Here is a 16,380-nt window from a genome sequence, read left to right on the forward strand (position 1 = left end):
CGGCATTTGCGTTTAAGTATTATCATATCAGAAACCCTTATAATTCAGATGCAATATGCAACTTCCTCCCGTAATCCCATTATTTGACTCATTTGAATTCATACAAGTTGGCAATAGTATCGTTAACCAATATATCACCCAAATTAGCATGAAAAAGGTGGCCGATGCGGGTTTAGTGATTGAGCACGCCAGTGATTGGCTGTTTGAGCAAAAGCATAACGAAAACAACTATAAAGCCTATCGCAGCGAGCTCACGACATTTCTTCATTGGTGTTTTGATGTGGTTTCAATGTCGCCCATAGAAGTCACACGCAAAGATATGAGCCATTACGTGGATTACTGCCAAGCGCCGCCCATAGCACTAATTGGCTATTTTAATGTGCCACAATTCAAGCTCGATAAAATGCGTGATGAACGGGTTCCAAACCCACAGTGGCGGCCATTTGTCGGTAAAAAGCGACTCGGGCAAATCCAGCCTTATGCGTTAAGTGACAATGCGTTAAAAACGAAAATGGCCATTTTGTCTTCGTTTTACTCGTACCTGACAAGTGAAGAATATTGTGAGCGTAATCCTGCACAAATTTGGCTGAATCACAGTCGATTCGCGGCCAATCGGCAATATCAGCGTCAACATCATGAAGATGATAACAGTCTCGCATTCACTGAATTACAGTGGTCATACATTATGGCGACCGTAACAGCGTTGGCAGAAACATCGCCCGAATTACATCAAAGAAGCTTATTTCTGATTTCATTGATCTATTGTTGCTATTTACGTATCTCAGATGTGTCTGCACGCGCAGGTTATTCACCGGTGATGGATCAGTTTAAGCACAATCAACAAACGGGTATTTGGAGTTTTCATATTCCATTGAGCAAAGGCGGTAAAAGGCGCAGCGTGGCAATCTCAAAAGCTTTACTCGACGCCTTAGTCAAATACCGCCAGTTTTTAGGCTTAACGGATTATCCAAGGCCAAACGAGAACCATCCACTGTTTGTGCGGCACAAAGCTGCTGGTCGTGGTCGAGATGTCGGCATCCTCAATGCCAATCTCGGTATTCGCCAAGTCCGCGATGAAATTCAAAGTATTATCAATCTGGCTGCAGAAAGTATTGAGGCCGATGGTTTTGCACAAGACGCCGCGCAGATGCGCAAACTCACGGCCCATAATATTCGCCACACAGGCATTACGCACGATATCAATATCAACCGCAGACCGTTATCCCATGTACAAGCCGACGCTGGACACGAAAGTATCGACACCACATCGCAGTATTTGCACACAAGCCAAATCGAACGCCATGAAAGTGCATACAATAAACCAATCGACCATTTAAAAGGCATAGAGTAACTAAGCCATGGCTCATTGTTTATGGCCACACAGATTGAGAATCTCAGGCACTACATAATAACCATGTTATTCAAGGGTATGGAGATTTAGTAAAACGGTATCCATATCACATGAGTTGAGATTTCTACACATTAGAGCTCCTAAGTCGTATCTACGATAGAATACTTCTGATTGAATGGTGCATAAGCATCAATAGGTTAGATTGCATCCTAGATATGAGTATAAGAGGAAATCTCAGTCTGCCGCGAAATCTCATTCTGAGTGGTCACGAACACACACACACGGGTGAAATATAATAAACATTAGCCATATTTAACATAATATACATTGTACGCAGTTGCAGATATTGCCAAATGGGATAAGTTAGTATTTCGGGTTGTTAGCGTTTTAAGTCATTCCAAAGCCCTTTTTTGTCACGTTTTAAGCAGTTGTGCGCTTATGACTGATTTGCATTATTAGAGAGCTTTGTTATGACGAATAAATCTAATAAGAAGGAATTTAACCCGATGAAAACCAGTACCCGCAAATGGTTTGTAGCCATGTTCACCAATGGCACCGACGGAATAAACTATGATGAAGCGGCGAAATATTGCGGCGTGAGCCCGCGAACTGTGCGCTATTGGTGGTCAACAAGTTGCCCGCCGTGGATCGATAGACTGGCTTATTTTGCCAGCCGCTCAATTCCTGATACCAAAGACTGGAAAGGTTTTAGTTTTAGCCATGATGGCAAACTATTGACGCCTTATAAGGATCACTCGTTTACGGGCGGCCAGTTGCTTATGGTGTTTTTTGATAAGCAGTTTAATCGCTTCGACCGCGTTGAGAAGCAAAAGCTATCCGAGCAAGTTGATAGCCTACGCAATGACGAGGAAGCCGCCGCGATACGTGAAGAACTGGACGTTATCATAAGTACCTTGTCGAAGCTCAAGCAGTCGCCGATTGTGGCGCCCAAAAAGCAGTTTGCGACCTCGGCCAAGCGAACCTTAAAACGGAGTAAGTAGAAACGACAAAGCCGATATTTTGGTGTTATCGGCTTTGGTTGGCGGGCTTTTTTTTTTGAGTTAGATTTTACGCTTTACCCATGCTGCAGCAATGATCACCACGGCGGCAAAAATAAAGACCAGTTCCTGACTTGGTTCAATTTTTACGACTACGGCGTCGGGCGTTCTGACCGCGACACTAAAATCACTTGGTAAGCCGCTGAACATGGTTATTTGTCCTTATCTAGTCGGTATTCAATCACGTTTAACCGACTGTCATTTTTTGATACGGTTTTGCCCATATCCACTAAGGCGTTGTTCATACTGGCAAGGAAATAGATAATAATTGCCACTGAGCCGCCCGCTCCGCCCATCTTAATTTTTTCTAGGTCTGCCATAGATTATCCCCGCCATATTTTGGTTTTGTCTTGCTTGCGCTCATTGCGGAACGCTTCCCACGCGCCAGAAGCGGCAACCGCTGAGGCGGCAACGCCCTGCACCACTACATCACCGACATTGACGACGGCGTTAACGGCGTCGGGATGGATACCCGCTACCGCTGCACCAATCAGTACAAGGCCGCGCCATGTAGACCACTGGGTTAAATAGTTAGTTAATGTTTGCATGATCTCCCCTTACCTTACTGTTTTGGCGCTGACTTCGCCGTTAATCAAGTAATTGTATTTACTTAATAGTTTGCCTTGCGGCGCTATGGTGGCGAATAACGCCGCTATGCCCGAGTTGCTGCGCTGCATAATGTTGCGCCACGTTGGATCGATGCGGCCATCGTCGGCCACGTATTTGCTGTTTAGGTAAAATGCGGCGTTGCTGAACTCAACGGGCTTATAGCCGTTTGTCCATGCTGCCAAGTCAGACCACGCTTGGCCGACTGGCGCGGTGACTTGTTCTGCGAGCCTGTCACCCGCCGAGTACATTTTGCTGAGCATGTAAACGCCATAAATCACCGCGACGGCGATTAGGCCGTTATTCAAACCCTGCGGCAACTGCGGTATTAATTGTGCTTTGGTCATAAGGGTTGTACCCGTTTTCAAAGTGGATCATTGCTGATACTACGCGCGTGTAATATTGGGCTGGAATAACTTGGTTAACTTGTAACCCTGCTTTATTAGCCACAAAATCAGCGTATCGTTGTGTGGGATTATTATCACTTGGCGGTGCCCATCGTTTGATAATGCCGTTTACGGTGTTTAGGCCGTATTTGTCGCGGTAATTTTTGAGAATACGCGCGGCGGCTCGGATGCCATAAAACGGCGTTTGGAAGATAGCAAAACGGCCATCATTGCCCGTCATGCCTTGCCAGTTTTCGCCCTTTTCGACGTTTAACGGGTTGTTATTGCGAATACCTTTTGGGGGTAACATGCTATTGCCTACCTCTGTGCGTGGCGCGGGCGTTTGCGGCTCTGGATACAAGTACGGCGTTTGTACCGTGGGCGCATTGCTGACCCGATTGAAAATGATGTCCTCAAAGCTGTCGGTCGAGAAAATATCGAGAAAGCCTAAATCGGCGTAACTTGGCGAACTGCCCGAGTTAACCGGTATTGAGGTGTTTTGATTTGGTGCGGAGTTGATCGCAACGGGGACAAGTGGCCTTTGTGAATTTTTCAGCCACCAATACCCCGCCGCTGCCATTGCCGCGCCCGCTGTAATAACAATGAGCGGGCGCATTAGCTTAATAACTCCATGACTTCGACGACTATCGGTGTTAAATCGCCTTCAACCGCCATTTGCCAACTGTAATTATAATTATCCCTTTGGACATAAATTTGCCCAAATTGGTCAATACAAAAATCAGTCTGGCTCGTATTATTAGGCAAACTAATTTCAATACCGTGTTGAATTGATCCCTTATCTGTAATATCTAGATAATAAATAACCCCGCCTTGCTGTAACAGCCAAACCGCCTTATCCCCGCTTATAAACTTGCTATAACTTGAATCAATATTAGCGGCATATTTTGTCCAAGTTTCGCCGCCGTCCGTTGATACAATCGGATAATTTGCGCTTTGGCGCTTCATATAAAAATTTTTTCCATCGAACGCCACTTCCAAGCTGGTTAATACTCCCCCCTCGCTATAACTTGCTTCAGAGTTGTAAACAGTGCGCCATGTTTTTCCAGCGTCATCAGTTTTTTGCAGGGCGTAGGTATTTGTATTTACAAGTTGCGTTCTAAGCCACGACTCCTTTGATAGTGCGACAAATACCGAGCCAATCGCTTGATTTTCTGCGGCCACGCAAAACCATGTATTTTTAATATAATTGTAAACAAGATAATGACTATACCAGCACCATGTTAGGTACTCACCAACTATAAATGGTTCTGATTTCGCGCTTGAGTATGCCGTAGCGCTAATGCCCGCTGATAGCTTTTGCTCTGTTTCACTGATGCTTTTACGTGCTTGAAACGATAAGCCGCCATCACTCGAGCGATAAATTTTTACATTACTTCCTGAAATGTCGCGTTCAAAGATAAACATAGTTCCGTCAGGGTGTTGTACAGCATTCCTGACGTAATAAGACGGTATATTGGCGCTTTGTGGAAAATCAGGATGTTCAACCCATGCCTCTCCATCTGCGTTATAAAGCACTGTTTGTCCCGATACAAATACACGTTGCGCGGTGTTGGCATGGCTAACCATTAATTTCCCATAGTACGTATTCGTCATAGTTCCAACCACTGTGCTCAGTGCGTAACTATTTTGTGCTTCTGCTTCTAATCCATTTCCTATGGCAATCTTTACCTTTTCGCCTTCTGCGTACACCACACCCGCAACAGGCAAGGTTAGTACTTCACCCGCTTGCGCTGTCCATCCGTCTCCATCCATACTTGCACCACCGATTGATATTGGTGCCGACGCCCTTATTCTTACTTCTTTGCGAGTTAAGTCGCTGCCAGTAATTTTTTTAATTCCTGATACAAATAGACGGCTAGTCCTTACAGCTTTGGCGGCATCGTTGCCAAACTGCAAAAGTTGCATTGACACGTTCCCCGCCCAAAATTGAATAGGCCCATCATCTCCCTTGATTTCAACTGAATCAAATTCAACGTTTTTATCAAGGTTCATACCAATCCACATGTCAGACTCAAACGCTACTGAGCCTTTTAGCATTAAACGGACTTTTACAATGCCGCCTGCGCTTATTAGTTGGAAATATCGCCCTGTTTTTGAAACAACAGAAAAACCGTTTTTAATGGTTTGATTAATAATCATTATTTGCGCCCCGCTAACATTACCGCGCCCGCGATTAATGCGGTGCCGCCTAGCATATACAACATGGTTTTATTGTTTGATTCGGCTAAGGCCGCGCCGTCGCTGCGGCTAAATTGCTCTGCAAAACCCATCATTGAGTCGAAACCCCGTTGAAGTTGCCCCGTCGCATCCTTGTTGGCTTGGTTGCCCGCATCAAGCGCGGTTTTAGTCAAAGACTCTGCAAGCCCTGCGCTGTTGCTCATTGCGGTTCCCGCTAAAAACGTGTTGTTGTCGTTAGCTTTGGCGAGCGCATCGGCAACGGTTGTAGCAAGGCTTTTTGAATTATCCATTGACGCTTGAGACACGGCGGCGTTTATAGCAACTGCGCCGTCGGCAAACTTAAGCGAATCACTGAGATTATCGCGGGTGGCGTTGGTGTAGGTTTCAAAGCCCCGTGATTGCAAGTCGCCAAACTCTGTTAAGGCGTTGGCACCTACTCGAATCATGTCTTGCTGTGCGCTGTTGGTTTCACCAAAGAGATCAACCGCTGCATTTAAGAAGTTTTGATTTTGTCGCTCGCCAATTTTTGCAACGTCAACCCCCATTAATGCAACATCATTTACCGCATTAAATGCGCGAGCATTGGCTGCGTCTTGATTGCCAGTGATGCTTGCGAGTAAATCGGCTCCGCCTCGGAATAGCTCATTGCCTAATGCAAAGGCACTGTCGAACACATTGCCGTTTTCGCGAACCATGTCGCGCTGCAAATCAACGGATTGCCCATAAAGATTGGTGGCAGTGTTAAAGGCTTGCTCTGTTTGCCGCTCGCCCATCATTGCAACGTCAGTCACGGCGTTAAATCCGTCGCTGACCATACCCGCGCCTTGGCTGAAAAAAATGGGTAATGTATCGACAAAATCGCCGATGAGTTTAAATGCGCCGCCGTCGGTAATAGTGTTGCCACTGCCATTAATCACAAGGCCATTGTTTGCGCCCTGAATACCGAACGTCGTCGAGGTGTTGTTTGTTGTTTGGCTGGATGCGCTGCGAGAACTTGAGCCCATTATAAGACCGCCCTTAGTATGGTTTCGGCTTTTTGATAGCCAAAACGCTTGCCCATTCGGAGCATGGCTTCGGGGCGCTGAGTGTGTAGTCGAACGCTGGCGAACCCCTGCGCCTTTGCTTGTGTGTGAATTGTGTCGAGGTGTGGCAGTGAGTTTTTACCCGCTGCCGCGACAATAACCAGCTCTTTACCGTTGGCGGCCACTTCGCCACGCAACACGGTAAAGAACTCGTTATTTCCCCATGCGATTAATTGCGCCTTGCCTTGGTGGACTTCGCTAATAATGGTGCGCAAGTCATCACCCAAGGCGGGCGCTAATTTTTCCCATGCGAGGGCTTCTATTTCTTTTTCAGTAGCAAGTAAGCAGCAATCGCCGCCGCGCCCAGAATTAGCCATAGATTCGCCCCGCTGCCGCTTCCCGCGCCAAAGTTCACATTACCGCCCTGAAAGGCGGCGTTATTAAGCTGATCACCAGTGCCCGAACTTGCTGCACTGGAATTTGATAGACCACCGCCGCTTGGAGGCATTACTTCACCTCGGCTTTTTTGTTGGTGATGTAGTTAATAATCAGGCCAGCGACTACCGCGCCAGCAACTTGCATAAAAAACGCTTTATTCATAGCGCCCCCTATTTTCTACGGCTTAACCAGTACAGCAACGCCACGCCGCCAACAACGGCGAACAGTGTGCCCGTACCGACTTGTAAACCCTGCGCCATTTTTTGCTTAAGCTGTTCGCTTGGGCTGGCGTAGGTATACATGGTATTTGGCGCAGGCGTTTGAACCGTTTCGAGTAGCTCTTTTTGGCCTGTGCCGTTGGCGTTTTTAAAGGCGCGGACTTGCTCATACTGAGCGTATAAGCTAAGCGCATTACCTAAGCCGCTGTTCACCTTGTCGAACCAACCCGTAGTAGACGGATTGGCCGCAACGGTCGGCACTTGCGTAGCAGTGGCCGCCGTGGGTGATTTTAAAAAATCTTCTAAAGAGCCTGTGAGGTAATCAAAAGCCATACAGCCCCCTTAGATGCCCGCTAGGCCGTCGAAGTATTCAACGACTACGGTCGCCGCCGCTGCGTCATCGGTATAAACACGAATACGCAAATCTTGCAGACCCGCCAACGGAATGGCTTGGAGCATGTCGCCTTCAAGCACAAAATCGAGCGTCACACGACCCGCTTGTGGGCTGCGGCCGTGGTCAACTTGGATTTTTTCGATTAGCGTTTTACCGCCTTCGAATGCTTTTAACGAATCCATTTCGAGTTCAACTTTAGTGATCACTGCGGCTGTCACGATATGGATTGCGGCGATACTTGCCGACGCTGGACGCGGGATTTTGTCAATTTCAGTTACGCCAGTGTTAAGCGCAACGGGGAAGTTTTTCACCTTGGTGATGTAACCAATCTCGGCTTTATCCGATTGGATTGCCCAACCTTCAAGCGTTGGCGCTGCGGCTGCGGCATCAATTTCAATACGCAGTGTTACGTTAGAAATAACACCCGAAGCGCCCGACATAGTGCCGAGGCCGAACAGGCGGGCTTCGAGCAATGTTTTCAGTTCGTCGCGCTTAAAGTGCAAATCTAAAATACCGTTTGCGGTATTGCGTTTATAAAACTTGTTGTAGTCGGCAAGGGCTTGACCGTCTTTGAATTCAAGGATCGCTTTGCCGTTGACTTCTAAACGGATGTTTTTCATCTGCGCCAAAGTCACACCCGTGTAGGCAATGTGAATTTTGTCGTAGGTACGGCCGATTGGAAGCTCAAGCGTGGCAGTGTTGCCAGCGGCGACATTAGAAAACGAGGGTAATTTAACTGTTGTGCGCATGTTCTACCCCTTAACCAATTAAACGGCGGACGGATGGAACACGGTTTGCTGCGTATACCACAGCGACGGCCACAGCCGCCATTTTGAGCAATTCTTTATACATTTGGATCCCCTTGGGACGGTTGCGCCTCACGGCGGTAATAAAAATTCAGTCTCTCGACTGTATCGGGGCAAACCTTAGCCCTTTGTTTGTCGCTATTTCAAACGGATTGCGGGAATATTCCCGAAAATTCCCGCATTAAAAGCGAATTTCAATCAATTTATAGTTGCGAATGCCGCCTTTTTTGTGCAAGAAGTGTTTATGCCTGTCGGTGTTAAGCCTGTCTAAACTGGCGATTTCATCTATTGAACAGTCCAACTCATCGACCCAGCGGCGCACGTCAATCATGGCTTGCTGAGCGCCCACAACGTATTCGGCACAGTTACCCAAAATCGTTTTTGGTACTTCACTCGGGCGCTGAAATACATAATGCCCGATCAGTCCAAACTTGCGGCCACCTGTCACGATTTCGCCTATCTTGGAACGCTCCGCCCCTGAACTTTCAACATAGCGGCCTAGCTCCTCGAAAACGGCGTGTAATTCCCGCTTGCCGTCGGCGGCTGCCCAAACAACTTGGGCAAACCAAATCGCTTCAGCCCTTAGCTTGTCCTCGGCAATTTGCGGCTGATAGGCCACGGCAAATTTTTTGCCGCTTGCCCATGCTTCGGTAAAGGCTTTTAGAAAACCTCGGCGGGTGTGGTAATGGTGAACAATGCGGCCATTACCTAAGCCAGACAGTTTTTTAAGGCGGCTGAGTTTGTAATCACCGTAAGGATCAAACAAGGCGGCGCAATCCCCGACTAACGCTAGGCATTTAACGGCAACGGTTTTACCCGCTCCGCTGGCACCGCAATAGCTAATATGGCGGGCTTTTAGTGAGTTATTCGGATTGATTGCCACTTGCCACCCCTTCACGCTTTGCCGTGGCTTCAAGCTCGGCGGCTTCATCCTCAGCTTTGTATTTGCGGTGCGCCGACCAAATGCCGAACGCGAGCCCGCCCGCACTGATAGCGGCCTGAAACTCCACGCCCCATTTACTCATAATCAGCCCCATATCAGTTAAGCCGTACTTAACCAAACAAGGGGCAATACCTTTGGCGGCATCCTTGATTTTTGATTCATTCAGGTTGTAATCGCGCCCCGTAACACCTTGCAGGGTCATTGCCAAAAAACCGCCAATTTCAGTAGCTAGCGCTTCTGCTTGTTCAACCTGTGTTTTAGGCAATTTAATCGTGCCGTCATCGTCCACTTGTTCGACTTGGCCTTGGTTATCCATGCCGAGCAATTCAGGGCTGATTTCGGGTTTCCATTCGGGAGTATTCCCGCCCTCTGGCGTGGCTACATCCTGCGCCGTGTCTAAGGATTGCTGGATTTCTGCTTGTTTTGTTTTCATGCGATTTTTTACCTTCTAATTGATTTCAGCGCCATTCCCAAAAAGCCTAGGAAAACCGCGACGCCCGTTAAAATATTGCGCCCCGTAATCGGTTCGGGATTTTCGGCATCGTCCAGCTCAGATGCGGGAATAAATTCCGAATTTTCGGCGGTTTTGTTGGTGTGAGTGGTGCGGCTTGGTGCCCAGTCTTTACCGTCATCTTTTACGGCGTCATCCTGCGCCCCGTCTAAGGATTGCGGCGAATCAATGGCCGCTTGCCATTTGGCTTGAACCATTGCACCGCTTCTACGGTCAAGCCCGCAATTTGGGCAATGCAGGTATAACAGCGCCTTGGAATTGCCGACCTTTTTAATGTTCGCGGCTTGGCCGCAACCGTCGCACTCAATGTGACCTAATATTTCCCCTGCCATGTCGTTATCTCCCGATAAGTTATTTGCTAAACAAACCTGCCATTGCAGCTATAAACCCTAAAATCCTTCCCCTTGGTTTTACTTCTACACTGATTGGCTCAAATGTTTTAACCGCCTTTTGACTAGGCGATTGGGTTAATTTTGGCCGCACTGCGTCGCGTTGTTCATAGCGGGCATTGTGCCTTGCTGCGGCTGCTCGTTTATTTGCATGATTTCCCATCATTCACCTCACTTTTAATAAGCTTTAATTCGAATTCGCGGCTTAGGCTGCTTATGTTTTTTTGCTTTAAACTTGTACTGGTAATGAGACACAAACTTGGGTTTTTCTCTTTGGCTTTGAAAAATCCCACGTGTTAACCCTCTATAAAAATCACTCTTTACAGCCCCTTCAATTGCAACAAGTGATCCCCCCCATGCAATAGAGTTTTCAAACTCTATTTTGTTTTCCCCGCTGAAATAGCAAAGGCTTCTACTGTGAGACCCCATTGATTGCCGTCTCCAATTTAGTTAAACGGGCATCAAATTCGGCGGCTATGTCTAACAGCTTGCCCGCTAATTCGTGGCTTTTTTTTGCTGCAACTTTGGCGAATGCCAAACTCTCAGGCGGCCACTTGCTCTTTTCTGAGCTATCCATTAAATCTCTGATTTCTGCATGTTCTTTTAACAAATCTGATATTGCCATTGGTGGTACTCCTTAAGGTTTTGTTGGTGGGTTAAGATTTCTAGTTCTCGATCACTCTCGGGCGCTAACTTCTCGGCCAGCCATGCCGACCAAAGGCGCTCTTTTTCTGCAATGCGATTGCGCACAGCGCTATAAGTGGCGCGGGCTGCGTTGATGCCTTTTGTCCAAAGGCGCTTACAGATACGGTTTTCGATAAATTCACTCTCACGGCTTAAGCCTTGCCACTGGCGGGCACCGATCGCCCAATTGAAAAACTTGGCGAGTGATTCGGCACCTTTAAACGTGAGTTGGTAATCTTGGGCGCGAACTTCGCCCGCTTTGAGTGCGGCTTTACTGGTTTTGATTTTTTGCTCAAGCTCAGCAATGCGTTTATTGATTTTGGCAAGGGCATCGGCGCGTTTTTGCGCTTGCATCACGGCTTTGTCGCGGATTGCCTTTTCGAGTGCGCCATAGGCTCGGCCAATCTCTTTGCGGATTGGCGCGGCGCGGTTTTCCAACTTGTATTTGATTTCGCCAATGATTGAGGCCATGTGTTCGGCGTGATAGCTGGCAATGGTTTCCCACGGCTCAGCGCGGGCACCTTTTGAAATGTTATAGCGATTACCCTTGATTTCGCCTTGGTCGGCTTTTTCGCCTTTGGTCAGATAGCCCAAGGCTTTGAGCAAATAGCCCCCTGCGGCATTGGCGCTTTTTATGCGCTGCAAGTTGGCGAACCCTTGCCCCCATAAATTTTCTATCCGCTTTGCCCAGTCATGGAACAAATACGGCTCAACCTGCCAGCGTAACAGCACATGGCAATGCGGGTTTACTTCACCCTGTTTGTTCTTTGGCGCTTCGGCCACCCATAAATAATCCAGCTTATCGCCCATCGGCTCGACAAAATCCGTCGCGCCAATGCAATCAAAGCCGTTTTCTGTTTTTAGGACTGCCCCATCTGCAGACCAGCCGCGCTGATACATTTTGCTGGCGGCATCAAAGAAGCGCGAACACTCCGCGCCGATTGTCGAGTCACCGCTAATGATCCGCTCGCGGGCTTCGCTATTAAAAGTCAGGGTTAAGAACGTGGTAAACCCGCCTTTGACAGCGGCCATATAAGCGCCAGCGTCCAAAATATTCCTGGCACCGCGACTGCTTAAATCGCTGGTGACTCTATCGCCCGACTGTTGCGGCGGCGCGTCGCTCGGCGGCATATCCGCTTGAACTCTTAAGCGGTATTCATTCGACCATGCGCGGTGGGAAACTCTTACGACTGGCGTTTTGCAGATCACCACCCCGCTTTTGTCGTGGCGAGTGCTGTTGTCCATCGGCGGCAATATTTCGCCCGTTTCCAGATTTACCCGACCGACTTTAGGCACATGGGCAACGGTATCGGGCGCTTTTTCGTAAATGTCGCGAACAATAAAACGCTCTGAGGCGTCGAGATTCACGCCAAGCGAGGCGGCAACACTGCCGTGAGCCTCGCTATCCTTGGCGCGTAAATGTTCAAGATATCGGCCGATGCGGGCTTGCTTACGGGCGTTTGTCGTGGCTACTGTGTGGCGTGTCGGACTTTTGCAATCCTTGACTAGCCTAGCTTTCTCGGCCGTTGGCCGCCCTGCGGGGCTTGGGTTTTTCAGTGCCATTTCAGCAAAAAAGCTGGCATTGCGACGCATTAAATCCAGCTTTAATTTATCGGCTGCGGCTTGCTCAAATTCAGATACAAAAATACCGCCCCTTGGGGCGGTTAGGTCTTGCGGCTCGAAGGTGAGCGCCGGCAAATCCTCTATTATCTCAACAGTGGATATGGGCACCCGCGCACCCCAAACAGGTTTAAGGACGGCGTTATTCATCATCTTCAACCCCGTCCCAAGTGCCTACCGTGGGCGCGTCTGGCGGCGCTTGCATCTGCCGCCAGTTTGGTGCCAAACAGGAATCAAGAAACATATGGCTACCGATTTCGCCATAACGGGTATGCGTGTTGACGTAATCAACAAGGCTCTGAGCGTAGTCGGTTAGTTGCATCACTGCCCCCTTAGCGCTTTGGCGATAGTGGCGGGTTTGATTTGCAACTTGATAAAGTCGGCGGCTTTTTTGAGTTGGATCATCGTCAACGGCTGGCGGGTTTTCATGCCAAGTTCAAAGGCAAGCCATTCGCTCTGTGTGACGTTGATTAAGTTGCCTATAGTGCCCGCACTACAACCGTGTTGAGCGCGGGCTTTGCGGAATTGCTGACCTAGGCTAGTAGTTATAGACATTGGTCATCCTCCCAATTCGTGATGGCTGCCATCATCCCAAAAGGTAACGGAGCGCATGAACCAAATGCGAGCGAGTGAAGGTGATCAATATGCGCATGAGCTGCGACCAAATCAGCCTTAAGCTCAGCAAGCTCAGCAAGTTCTTTTTTTACGCAATTAGGGCAAAGCTCGAATGGCTCATTTTCCTGTGAGTATTGACATTCAGGACATGAAAAAATCATCTTGCACCCCCAACAAACTCCGCAATCTCAACAACTTCAAACTGTTTGTTTTTTGCTCTCAGCGTGTGGGCAACTTTTTTCAGTTCATCAGTGCCAAACAAAAACAGTGAGGCACCAGCTAAAGACCAAGCGGTTTGAATTCTCCAACCCTTGCCGATTCTGCAAAAATAGCGCTCGCCGCGTGGCGTTTTAACTTTAATGGCAACGGTTTTCATCTTGCACCCCCGAAAAACTTCGCTTTCAGGCGGCTGATTAACATGGCGTTGCGTTGACGCTTGGCTGGGCTGAATTTATTGGTTAACGCGGTGGCGTCCATCCATACGGGGACTTCAATATTTGAATTGGGGACTTTCTTGTAACTGGTCATCTTGTCTGCTCCTGTGTGTTGCCTTGTTTGGGATTTGGGCTAACTGGTCACATCCTGCAACCAGCGCCCAACACAAGGACGAACAAACGATACAACTCAAGGCTAACGTTTACAACTCACACTTAACGTGCTTTGCATAGCTATGGTGCAACCACTAGACTTGATGTAGGACACCAAAAGGACACAGAAAAATGCAACCATCTGACTTACTCGACCTCATCAGAGCCGTGTACGGCCTGACTTCTGACTATCAAGTGATGAAAAGATTTGGTTTTTCACAGACTGGAATATCAAATTGGAGGACTAACAGAAGTTTTCCAGATGATAACGTTTTAATTAAATTTGCCGACGCTCTCGACATTCACTTAGGCGTTTTATTATTGCATTCAGTGATTTGGAGGCAAAAAGACCCAGCCGCAAAGGCCGCATTACAGAAGATTTTAGACGCGCTCGCCTACTGTGAAGGCGCAGACCTATAACACTATTTTGTACTTAGCAAGTGGCAAAATCGGCCACGCAACAACCCGCCCTCAAAATGCCGTCCAGCCCTTACGCTGTGCGGCCTGCAATATAAAAGCCCAATGTTTAGAGGTGTTTAACCCTCTATACATTGTGCGCAGTTTTGTATGGAAGGGATAAGGATGCCGATAATGTGTCGTTATCGGCATTAGCGCGTCTATCTCTGAAACAATGAAATGTTTGCTTTCCGACGTGACGGCTTCGTGTTTCAGGCTTCTTGTTTTTATTCATTTATATACTCTAAAAAATAAACAAGACCCTTTAATAGGCTATTTTTGCCACTGGGTAACTCAATCCATTTATGCCGACTAACTGATAAATACATCACCTGCCGAGACTCTTTTGATAATTATTCAGCAAAGGAATGTTTTGCGCTGGTGATGAGCCAGTCCATGTTGGGCCGACCTATGGCAATACTGGTTGGATTGGGTGGTTTTATCCGCTAAAACGGAAATTAAACTTCAGGGTAATGATGAGTTTATCATTCGCATTACTCCTAAAAGTTAAGCGCAAGCGCTCAGCTAAACAAACATTCTAAAGAAGCATTTTAAGAAATTATTTCAAGAAACCATTTTCATTGCCGTTTTGGAGATGGGCGTAAGTGGTGCGGCGTGGGCAACGGTGGCGGGCCAATGTGTGAGCCTATTTATCGCCGTCGTTTATTTTGTCCCCAATAACCGCTTTGCCAATAAGCAGGCGCTTCATAGGCAAGCTGCCCAGCCTATTTGTTTTAGAATAGAGCAGATAAAGCTCAACCTCACTGAGATAAAAGCGATTCTTGGCTTGGGTAGCCCAATACTATTGTCATATCTTGGGATTGCCTGCGTGATCTCATTGGTAAATCATATTTTAGTCAGTCAATTAGCCAATGTAGTGCCCAATACGCCAGCGGCGAATGAGGTCGCGTACATGATCAGCGCTTATGGTTTGATCGGCCGCTTTAATATTTTTATCGCCCTGCCGCTCATGGCTCTCACCAGTGCAGCACAAACGATCAGTGCCTATAACTATGGGGCGATGGCATCTTCTCGGGTGTTAGCGTGTGCTAAATGGGGAATCGTCTTGACCTGCTGTTATCTGAGTGTGGTGACAATCATATTTATGGGGTTTCCTACCTCGGTATTTGGTGTTTTCACCGATAATCACTCACTCATTGCCGCCTGTGTTAAGATTTCGAGTGTGACGTTTATCGCCTTACCTTTGGCGGGGTTCACAGGTATTGCGATTGCTATGTATCAAGGCACAAACCGCCCTAAGCTTGCATTGCTATTATCTGGGATAAAAATCTATGGTTTATTACTGCCCCTGCTGGTTCTGTTACCTCAACTATCCTTCGCAGATATTTCATTTATCACAGGTGCATTAAACATTAAGATCATGCCAAACGCTTTGATTGAGTTATGGATGGCCTTTCCAATCGCGGACATCTTAGCTTGTCTCTTGAGTTTATTGATCATCAGTATTTGGCCTTTCATTCACGTGCCGCAAGCAAATCGAGTCAGTCGTGGAGGTAATGCAAATTGAAGTTAACCAAAATGAAAGACTCAAGCGCCATCGCATTAAATGAAACTAAAATTCGCGCTAAGAAGCTGTTCAAAGCTTGTCAGCAGGGTGAGCCGTCAGCCAAGCAAAGAGTCACAACCTTAATAGCGAAGTTGGGTATCTTACACTCAGATCTCCAGTTAAAGCATTGCCAACAAGTGATTGCTCGTGAGCTAGGCTTTATCGATTTTTATCATTGCCAGCGAGTCCTGTCGGGTCAAGCCATACTCGGGGATGATTGGGGAAACTTATTCCACACTAAGCAATGCGAGACGCTACTTAATCATTGGTTTACTGGCTATTTAGCCGCGCGTGATTTTAATACGCAAGCTGAGAGCACATTGTTACTCCCCTACAAGAAGCAGTTTTTTGTGGTGGAGCGGCAGGATTACTGCAATGCGCTGAATTTGTCGATAACTTCGCAACAGGTGGATAACGCCAGCGAACCGACAATCCTGCGGGATCTGGTGAGTAGCTATGCTAATGCAGACTGGCACGCCTTTGCGCTGGCCATGATCCAACACAAATTACCCAAAGTGTAATGATCGCTG

At 47.6% G+C, this 16,380-nt stretch carries 26 protein-coding genes; 5 read left to right on the forward strand and 21 right to left on the reverse strand.

Annotation, left to right across the window (positions count from 1 at the left end; all coding sequences use genetic code 11):
- Positions 1 to 55 precede the first annotated feature (55 nt).
- Both Q4Q50_RS09220 and Q4Q50_RS09225 read left to right on the forward strand, forming a co-directional pair.
- On the forward strand, positions 56 to 1,351 hold the full coding sequence (locus tag Q4Q50_RS09220) for a tyrosine-type recombinase/integrase (RefSeq protein ID WP_311899119.1): 1,296 nt from the start codon (positions 56 to 58) through the stop codon (positions 1,349 to 1,351).
- A 470-nt stretch (positions 1,352 to 1,821) separates the two neighbouring features.
- The gene (locus Q4Q50_RS09225) at positions 1,822 to 2,352 is read left to right on the forward strand and encodes a hypothetical protein (RefSeq protein ID WP_259528686.1); all 531 of its coding nucleotides are present in this window, start codon (positions 1,822 to 1,824) and stop codon (positions 2,350 to 2,352) included.
- Between the two features lie 60 nt (positions 2,353 to 2,412).
- On the opposite strand, the gene Q4Q50_RS09230 is transcribed toward Q4Q50_RS09225, so the two are convergent.
- The 21 genes from Q4Q50_RS09230 to Q4Q50_RS09330 form a co-directional block, all read right to left on the reverse strand.
- Positions 2,413 to 2,559 carry a hypothetical protein gene (locus tag Q4Q50_RS09230; protein ID WP_311899120.1) on the reverse strand — a complete coding sequence of 49 codons (147 nt, stop codon included), beginning with the start codon at positions 2,557 to 2,559 and terminating at the stop codon, positions 2,413 to 2,415.
- 2 nt (positions 2,560 to 2,561) lie between these two features.
- Positions 2,562 to 2,729 carry a hypothetical protein gene (locus Q4Q50_RS09235; RefSeq protein WP_155730120.1) on the reverse strand — a complete coding sequence of 56 codons (168 nt, stop codon included), beginning with the start codon at positions 2,727 to 2,729 and terminating at the stop codon, positions 2,562 to 2,564.
- Positions 2,730 to 2,732: 3 nt separating this feature from the next.
- Positions 2,733 to 2,957 carry a hypothetical protein gene (locus Q4Q50_RS09240; protein ID WP_311899121.1) on the reverse strand — a complete coding sequence of 75 codons (225 nt, stop codon included), beginning with the start codon at positions 2,955 to 2,957 and terminating at the stop codon, positions 2,733 to 2,735.
- 9 nt (positions 2,958 to 2,966) lie between these two features.
- A complete protein-coding gene (locus tag Q4Q50_RS09245; RefSeq protein ID WP_311899122.1) occupies positions 2,967 to 3,362 on the reverse strand; it encodes a hypothetical protein in 396 nt (131 codons plus the stop codon).
- On the reverse strand, positions 3,316 to 4,017 hold the full coding sequence (locus Q4Q50_RS09250; protein WP_311899123.1) for a hypothetical protein: 702 nt from the start codon (positions 4,015 to 4,017) through the stop codon (positions 3,316 to 3,318). Before Q4Q50_RS09250 ends, Q4Q50_RS09245 begins: the two co-directional genes overlap by 47 nt.
- Positions 4,017 to 5,561, reverse strand: coding sequence for a WD40/YVTN/BNR-like repeat-containing protein (locus tag Q4Q50_RS09255; protein WP_311899124.1), 1,545 nt, complete (start codon positions 5,559 to 5,561; stop codon positions 4,017 to 4,019). Before Q4Q50_RS09255 ends, Q4Q50_RS09250 begins: the two co-directional genes overlap by 1 nt.
- Complete coding sequence (locus Q4Q50_RS09260; protein WP_311899125.1) at positions 5,561 to 6,604, reverse strand: hypothetical protein; 1,044 nt, start codon at positions 6,602 to 6,604, stop codon at positions 5,561 to 5,563. Before Q4Q50_RS09260 ends, Q4Q50_RS09255 begins: the two co-directional genes overlap by 1 nt.
- Positions 6,604 to 6,999: a hypothetical protein gene (locus Q4Q50_RS09265; protein WP_311899126.1), complete on the reverse strand. Its 396-nt coding sequence runs from the start codon at positions 6,997 to 6,999 to the stop codon at positions 6,604 to 6,606. Before Q4Q50_RS09265 ends, Q4Q50_RS09260 begins: the two co-directional genes overlap by 1 nt.
- A complete protein-coding gene (locus Q4Q50_RS09270; protein WP_259516399.1) occupies positions 6,942 to 7,130 on the reverse strand; it encodes a hypothetical protein in 189 nt (62 codons plus the stop codon). Before Q4Q50_RS09270 ends, Q4Q50_RS09265 begins: the two co-directional genes overlap by 58 nt.
- Before the next feature lie 100 nt (positions 7,131 to 7,230).
- On the reverse strand, positions 7,231 to 7,611 hold the full coding sequence (locus Q4Q50_RS09275) for a hypothetical protein (RefSeq protein WP_311899127.1): 381 nt from the start codon (positions 7,609 to 7,611) through the stop codon (positions 7,231 to 7,233).
- Between the two features lie 9 nt (positions 7,612 to 7,620).
- Positions 7,621 to 8,421: a major capsid protein P2 gene (locus Q4Q50_RS09280; RefSeq protein WP_311899128.1), complete on the reverse strand. Its 801-nt coding sequence runs from the start codon at positions 8,419 to 8,421 to the stop codon at positions 7,621 to 7,623.
- A gap of 238 nt (positions 8,422 to 8,659) precedes the next feature.
- Positions 8,660 to 9,361: an ATP-binding protein gene (locus tag Q4Q50_RS09285; RefSeq protein ID WP_259516414.1), complete on the reverse strand. Its 702-nt coding sequence runs from the start codon at positions 9,359 to 9,361 to the stop codon at positions 8,660 to 8,662.
- Positions 9,342 to 9,854: a hypothetical protein gene (locus tag Q4Q50_RS09290; protein WP_311899129.1), complete on the reverse strand. Its 513-nt coding sequence runs from the start codon at positions 9,852 to 9,854 to the stop codon at positions 9,342 to 9,344. The genes Q4Q50_RS09285 and Q4Q50_RS09290 overlap by 20 nt, the downstream gene beginning before the upstream one ends.
- An 8-nt stretch (positions 9,855 to 9,862) precedes the next feature.
- Positions 9,863 to 10,264, reverse strand: a complete 402-nt coding sequence (locus Q4Q50_RS09295) for a hypothetical protein (RefSeq protein ID WP_259516393.1) — start codon at positions 10,262 to 10,264, stop codon at positions 9,863 to 9,865.
- 19 nt (positions 10,265 to 10,283) lie between these two features.
- The gene (locus tag Q4Q50_RS09300) at positions 10,284 to 10,484 is read right to left on the reverse strand and encodes a hypothetical protein (RefSeq protein ID WP_311899130.1); all 201 of its coding nucleotides are present in this window, start codon (positions 10,482 to 10,484) and stop codon (positions 10,284 to 10,286) included.
- Positions 10,485 to 10,733: 249 nt separating this feature from the next.
- Positions 10,734 to 10,946, reverse strand: a complete 213-nt coding sequence (locus Q4Q50_RS09305; protein ID WP_311899131.1) for a hypothetical protein — start codon at positions 10,944 to 10,946, stop codon at positions 10,734 to 10,736.
- The gene (locus tag Q4Q50_RS09310) at positions 10,925 to 12,778 is read right to left on the reverse strand and encodes a rolling circle replication-associated protein (protein WP_311899132.1); all 1,854 of its coding nucleotides are present in this window, start codon (positions 12,776 to 12,778) and stop codon (positions 10,925 to 10,927) included. The genes Q4Q50_RS09305 and Q4Q50_RS09310 overlap by 22 nt, the downstream gene beginning before the upstream one ends.
- On the reverse strand, positions 12,768 to 12,947 hold the full coding sequence (locus tag Q4Q50_RS09315; protein ID WP_311899133.1) for a hypothetical protein: 180 nt from the start codon (positions 12,945 to 12,947) through the stop codon (positions 12,768 to 12,770). Before Q4Q50_RS09315 ends, Q4Q50_RS09310 begins: the two co-directional genes overlap by 11 nt.
- Positions 12,947 to 13,180, reverse strand: coding sequence for a hypothetical protein (locus Q4Q50_RS09320; protein ID WP_198783435.1), 234 nt, complete (start codon positions 13,178 to 13,180; stop codon positions 12,947 to 12,949). Before Q4Q50_RS09320 ends, Q4Q50_RS09315 begins: the two co-directional genes overlap by 1 nt.
- 217 nt (positions 13,181 to 13,397) lie before the next feature.
- Positions 13,398 to 13,616, reverse strand: a complete 219-nt coding sequence (locus tag Q4Q50_RS09325; protein WP_259483911.1) for a hypothetical protein — start codon at positions 13,614 to 13,616, stop codon at positions 13,398 to 13,400.
- Entirely contained in the window at positions 13,613 to 13,768 is a 156-nt protein-coding gene (locus Q4Q50_RS09330) for a hypothetical protein (protein ID WP_259564002.1), read from the reverse strand. Before Q4Q50_RS09330 ends, Q4Q50_RS09325 begins: the two co-directional genes overlap by 4 nt.
- 191 nt (positions 13,769 to 13,959) lie before the next feature.
- Here Q4Q50_RS09330 and Q4Q50_RS09335 point away from each other — a divergent pair, with 191 nt between their 5' ends.
- From Q4Q50_RS09335 to Q4Q50_RS09345, 3 genes are all read left to right on the forward strand, one after another.
- Positions 13,960 to 14,247 carry a helix-turn-helix domain-containing protein gene (locus tag Q4Q50_RS09335; protein WP_259516397.1) on the forward strand — a complete coding sequence of 96 codons (288 nt, stop codon included), beginning with the start codon at positions 13,960 to 13,962 and terminating at the stop codon, positions 14,245 to 14,247.
- Positions 14,248 to 14,878: 631 nt separating this feature from the next.
- The gene (locus Q4Q50_RS09340; RefSeq protein ID WP_311899134.1) at positions 14,879 to 15,811 is read left to right on the forward strand and encodes an MATE family efflux transporter; all 933 of its coding nucleotides are present in this window, start codon (positions 14,879 to 14,881) and stop codon (positions 15,809 to 15,811) included.
- A complete protein-coding gene (locus Q4Q50_RS09345) occupies positions 15,808 to 16,371 on the forward strand; it encodes a hypothetical protein (RefSeq protein WP_311899135.1) in 564 nt (187 codons plus the stop codon). Before Q4Q50_RS09340 ends, Q4Q50_RS09345 begins: the two co-directional genes overlap by 4 nt.
- The last annotated feature ends 9 nt before the right edge of the window (positions 16,372 to 16,380 follow it).

Source organism: Shewanella scandinavica, assembly GCF_031932065.1.
In the GTDB taxonomy this organism is placed as follows: domain Bacteria; phylum Pseudomonadota; class Gammaproteobacteria; order Enterobacterales; family Shewanellaceae; genus Shewanella; species Shewanella baltica.

What these genes read in the sequence shown, in the direction of transcription:
- Q4Q50_RS09255 (WP_311899124.1), bottom strand. Translation starts at nt 5,561, where the DNA reads ATGATTATTAATCAAACCATTAAAAACGGTTTTTCTGTTGTTTCAAAA.
- Q4Q50_RS09265 (WP_311899126.1), bottom strand. Translation starts at nt 6,999, where the DNA reads ATGGCTAATTCTGGGCGCGGCGGCGATTGCTGCTTACTTGCTACTGAA.
- Q4Q50_RS09340 (WP_311899134.1), top strand. Translation starts at nt 14,879, where the DNA reads ATGGGCGTAAGTGGTGCGGCGTGGGCAACGGTGGCGGGCCAATGTGTG.
- Q4Q50_RS09235 (WP_155730120.1), bottom strand. Translation starts at nt 2,729, where the DNA reads ATGGCAGACCTAGAAAAAATTAAGATGGGCGGAGCGGGCGGCTCAGTG.
- Q4Q50_RS09260 (WP_311899125.1), bottom strand. Translation starts at nt 6,604, where the DNA reads ATGGGCTCAAGTTCTCGCAGCGCATCCAGCCAAACAACAAACAACACC.
- Q4Q50_RS09290 (WP_311899129.1), bottom strand. Translation starts at nt 9,854, where the DNA reads ATGAAAACAAAACAAGCAGAAATCCAGCAATCCTTAGACACGGCGCAG.
- Q4Q50_RS09280 (WP_311899128.1), bottom strand. Translation starts at nt 8,421, where the DNA reads ATGCGCACAACAGTTAAATTACCCTCGTTTTCTAATGTCGCCGCTGGC.
- Q4Q50_RS09335 (WP_259516397.1), top strand. Translation starts at nt 13,960, where the DNA reads ATGCAACCATCTGACTTACTCGACCTCATCAGAGCCGTGTACGGCCTG.
- Q4Q50_RS09305 (WP_311899131.1), bottom strand. Translation starts at nt 10,946, where the DNA reads ATGGCAATATCAGATTTGTTAAAAGAACATGCAGAAATCAGAGATTTA.
- Q4Q50_RS09250 (WP_311899123.1), bottom strand. Translation starts at nt 4,017, where the DNA reads ATGCGCCCGCTCATTGTTATTACAGCGGGCGCGGCAATGGCAGCGGCG.
- Q4Q50_RS09225 (WP_259528686.1), top strand. Translation starts at nt 1,822, where the DNA reads ATGACGAATAAATCTAATAAGAAGGAATTTAACCCGATGAAAACCAGT.
- Q4Q50_RS09325 (WP_259483911.1), bottom strand. Translation starts at nt 13,616, where the DNA reads ATGAAAACCGTTGCCATTAAAGTTAAAACGCCACGCGGCGAGCGCTAT.
- Q4Q50_RS09275 (WP_311899127.1), bottom strand. Translation starts at nt 7,611, where the DNA reads ATGGCTTTTGATTACCTCACAGGCTCTTTAGAAGATTTTTTAAAATCA.
- Q4Q50_RS09330 (WP_259564002.1), bottom strand. Translation starts at nt 13,768, where the DNA reads ATGACCAGTTACAAGAAAGTCCCCAATTCAAATATTGAAGTCCCCGTA.
- Q4Q50_RS09295 (WP_259516393.1), bottom strand. Translation starts at nt 10,264, where the DNA reads ATGGCAGGGGAAATATTAGGTCACATTGAGTGCGACGGTTGCGGCCAA.
- Q4Q50_RS09315 (WP_311899133.1), bottom strand. Translation starts at nt 12,947, where the DNA reads ATGCAACTAACCGACTACGCTCAGAGCCTTGTTGATTACGTCAACACG.
- Q4Q50_RS09320 (WP_198783435.1), bottom strand. Translation starts at nt 13,180, where the DNA reads ATGTCTATAACTACTAGCCTAGGTCAGCAATTCCGCAAAGCCCGCGCT.
- Q4Q50_RS09270 (WP_259516399.1), bottom strand. Translation starts at nt 7,130, where the DNA reads ATGCCTCCAAGCGGCGGTGGTCTATCAAATTCCAGTGCAGCAAGTTCG.
- Q4Q50_RS09220 (WP_311899119.1), top strand. Translation starts at nt 56, where the DNA reads ATGCAACTTCCTCCCGTAATCCCATTATTTGACTCATTTGAATTCATA.
- Q4Q50_RS09240 (WP_311899121.1), bottom strand. Translation starts at nt 2,957, where the DNA reads ATGCAAACATTAACTAACTATTTAACCCAGTGGTCTACATGGCGCGGC.
- Q4Q50_RS09230 (WP_311899120.1), bottom strand. Translation starts at nt 2,559, where the DNA reads ATGTTCAGCGGCTTACCAAGTGATTTTAGTGTCGCGGTCAGAACGCCC.
- Q4Q50_RS09310 (WP_311899132.1), bottom strand. Translation starts at nt 12,778, where the DNA reads ATGATGAATAACGCCGTCCTTAAACCTGTTTGGGGTGCGCGGGTGCCC.
- Q4Q50_RS09245 (WP_311899122.1), bottom strand. Translation starts at nt 3,362, where the DNA reads ATGACCAAAGCACAATTAATACCGCAGTTGCCGCAGGGTTTGAATAAC.
- Q4Q50_RS09300 (WP_311899130.1), bottom strand. Translation starts at nt 10,484, where the DNA reads ATGGGAAATCATGCAAATAAACGAGCAGCCGCAGCAAGGCACAATGCC.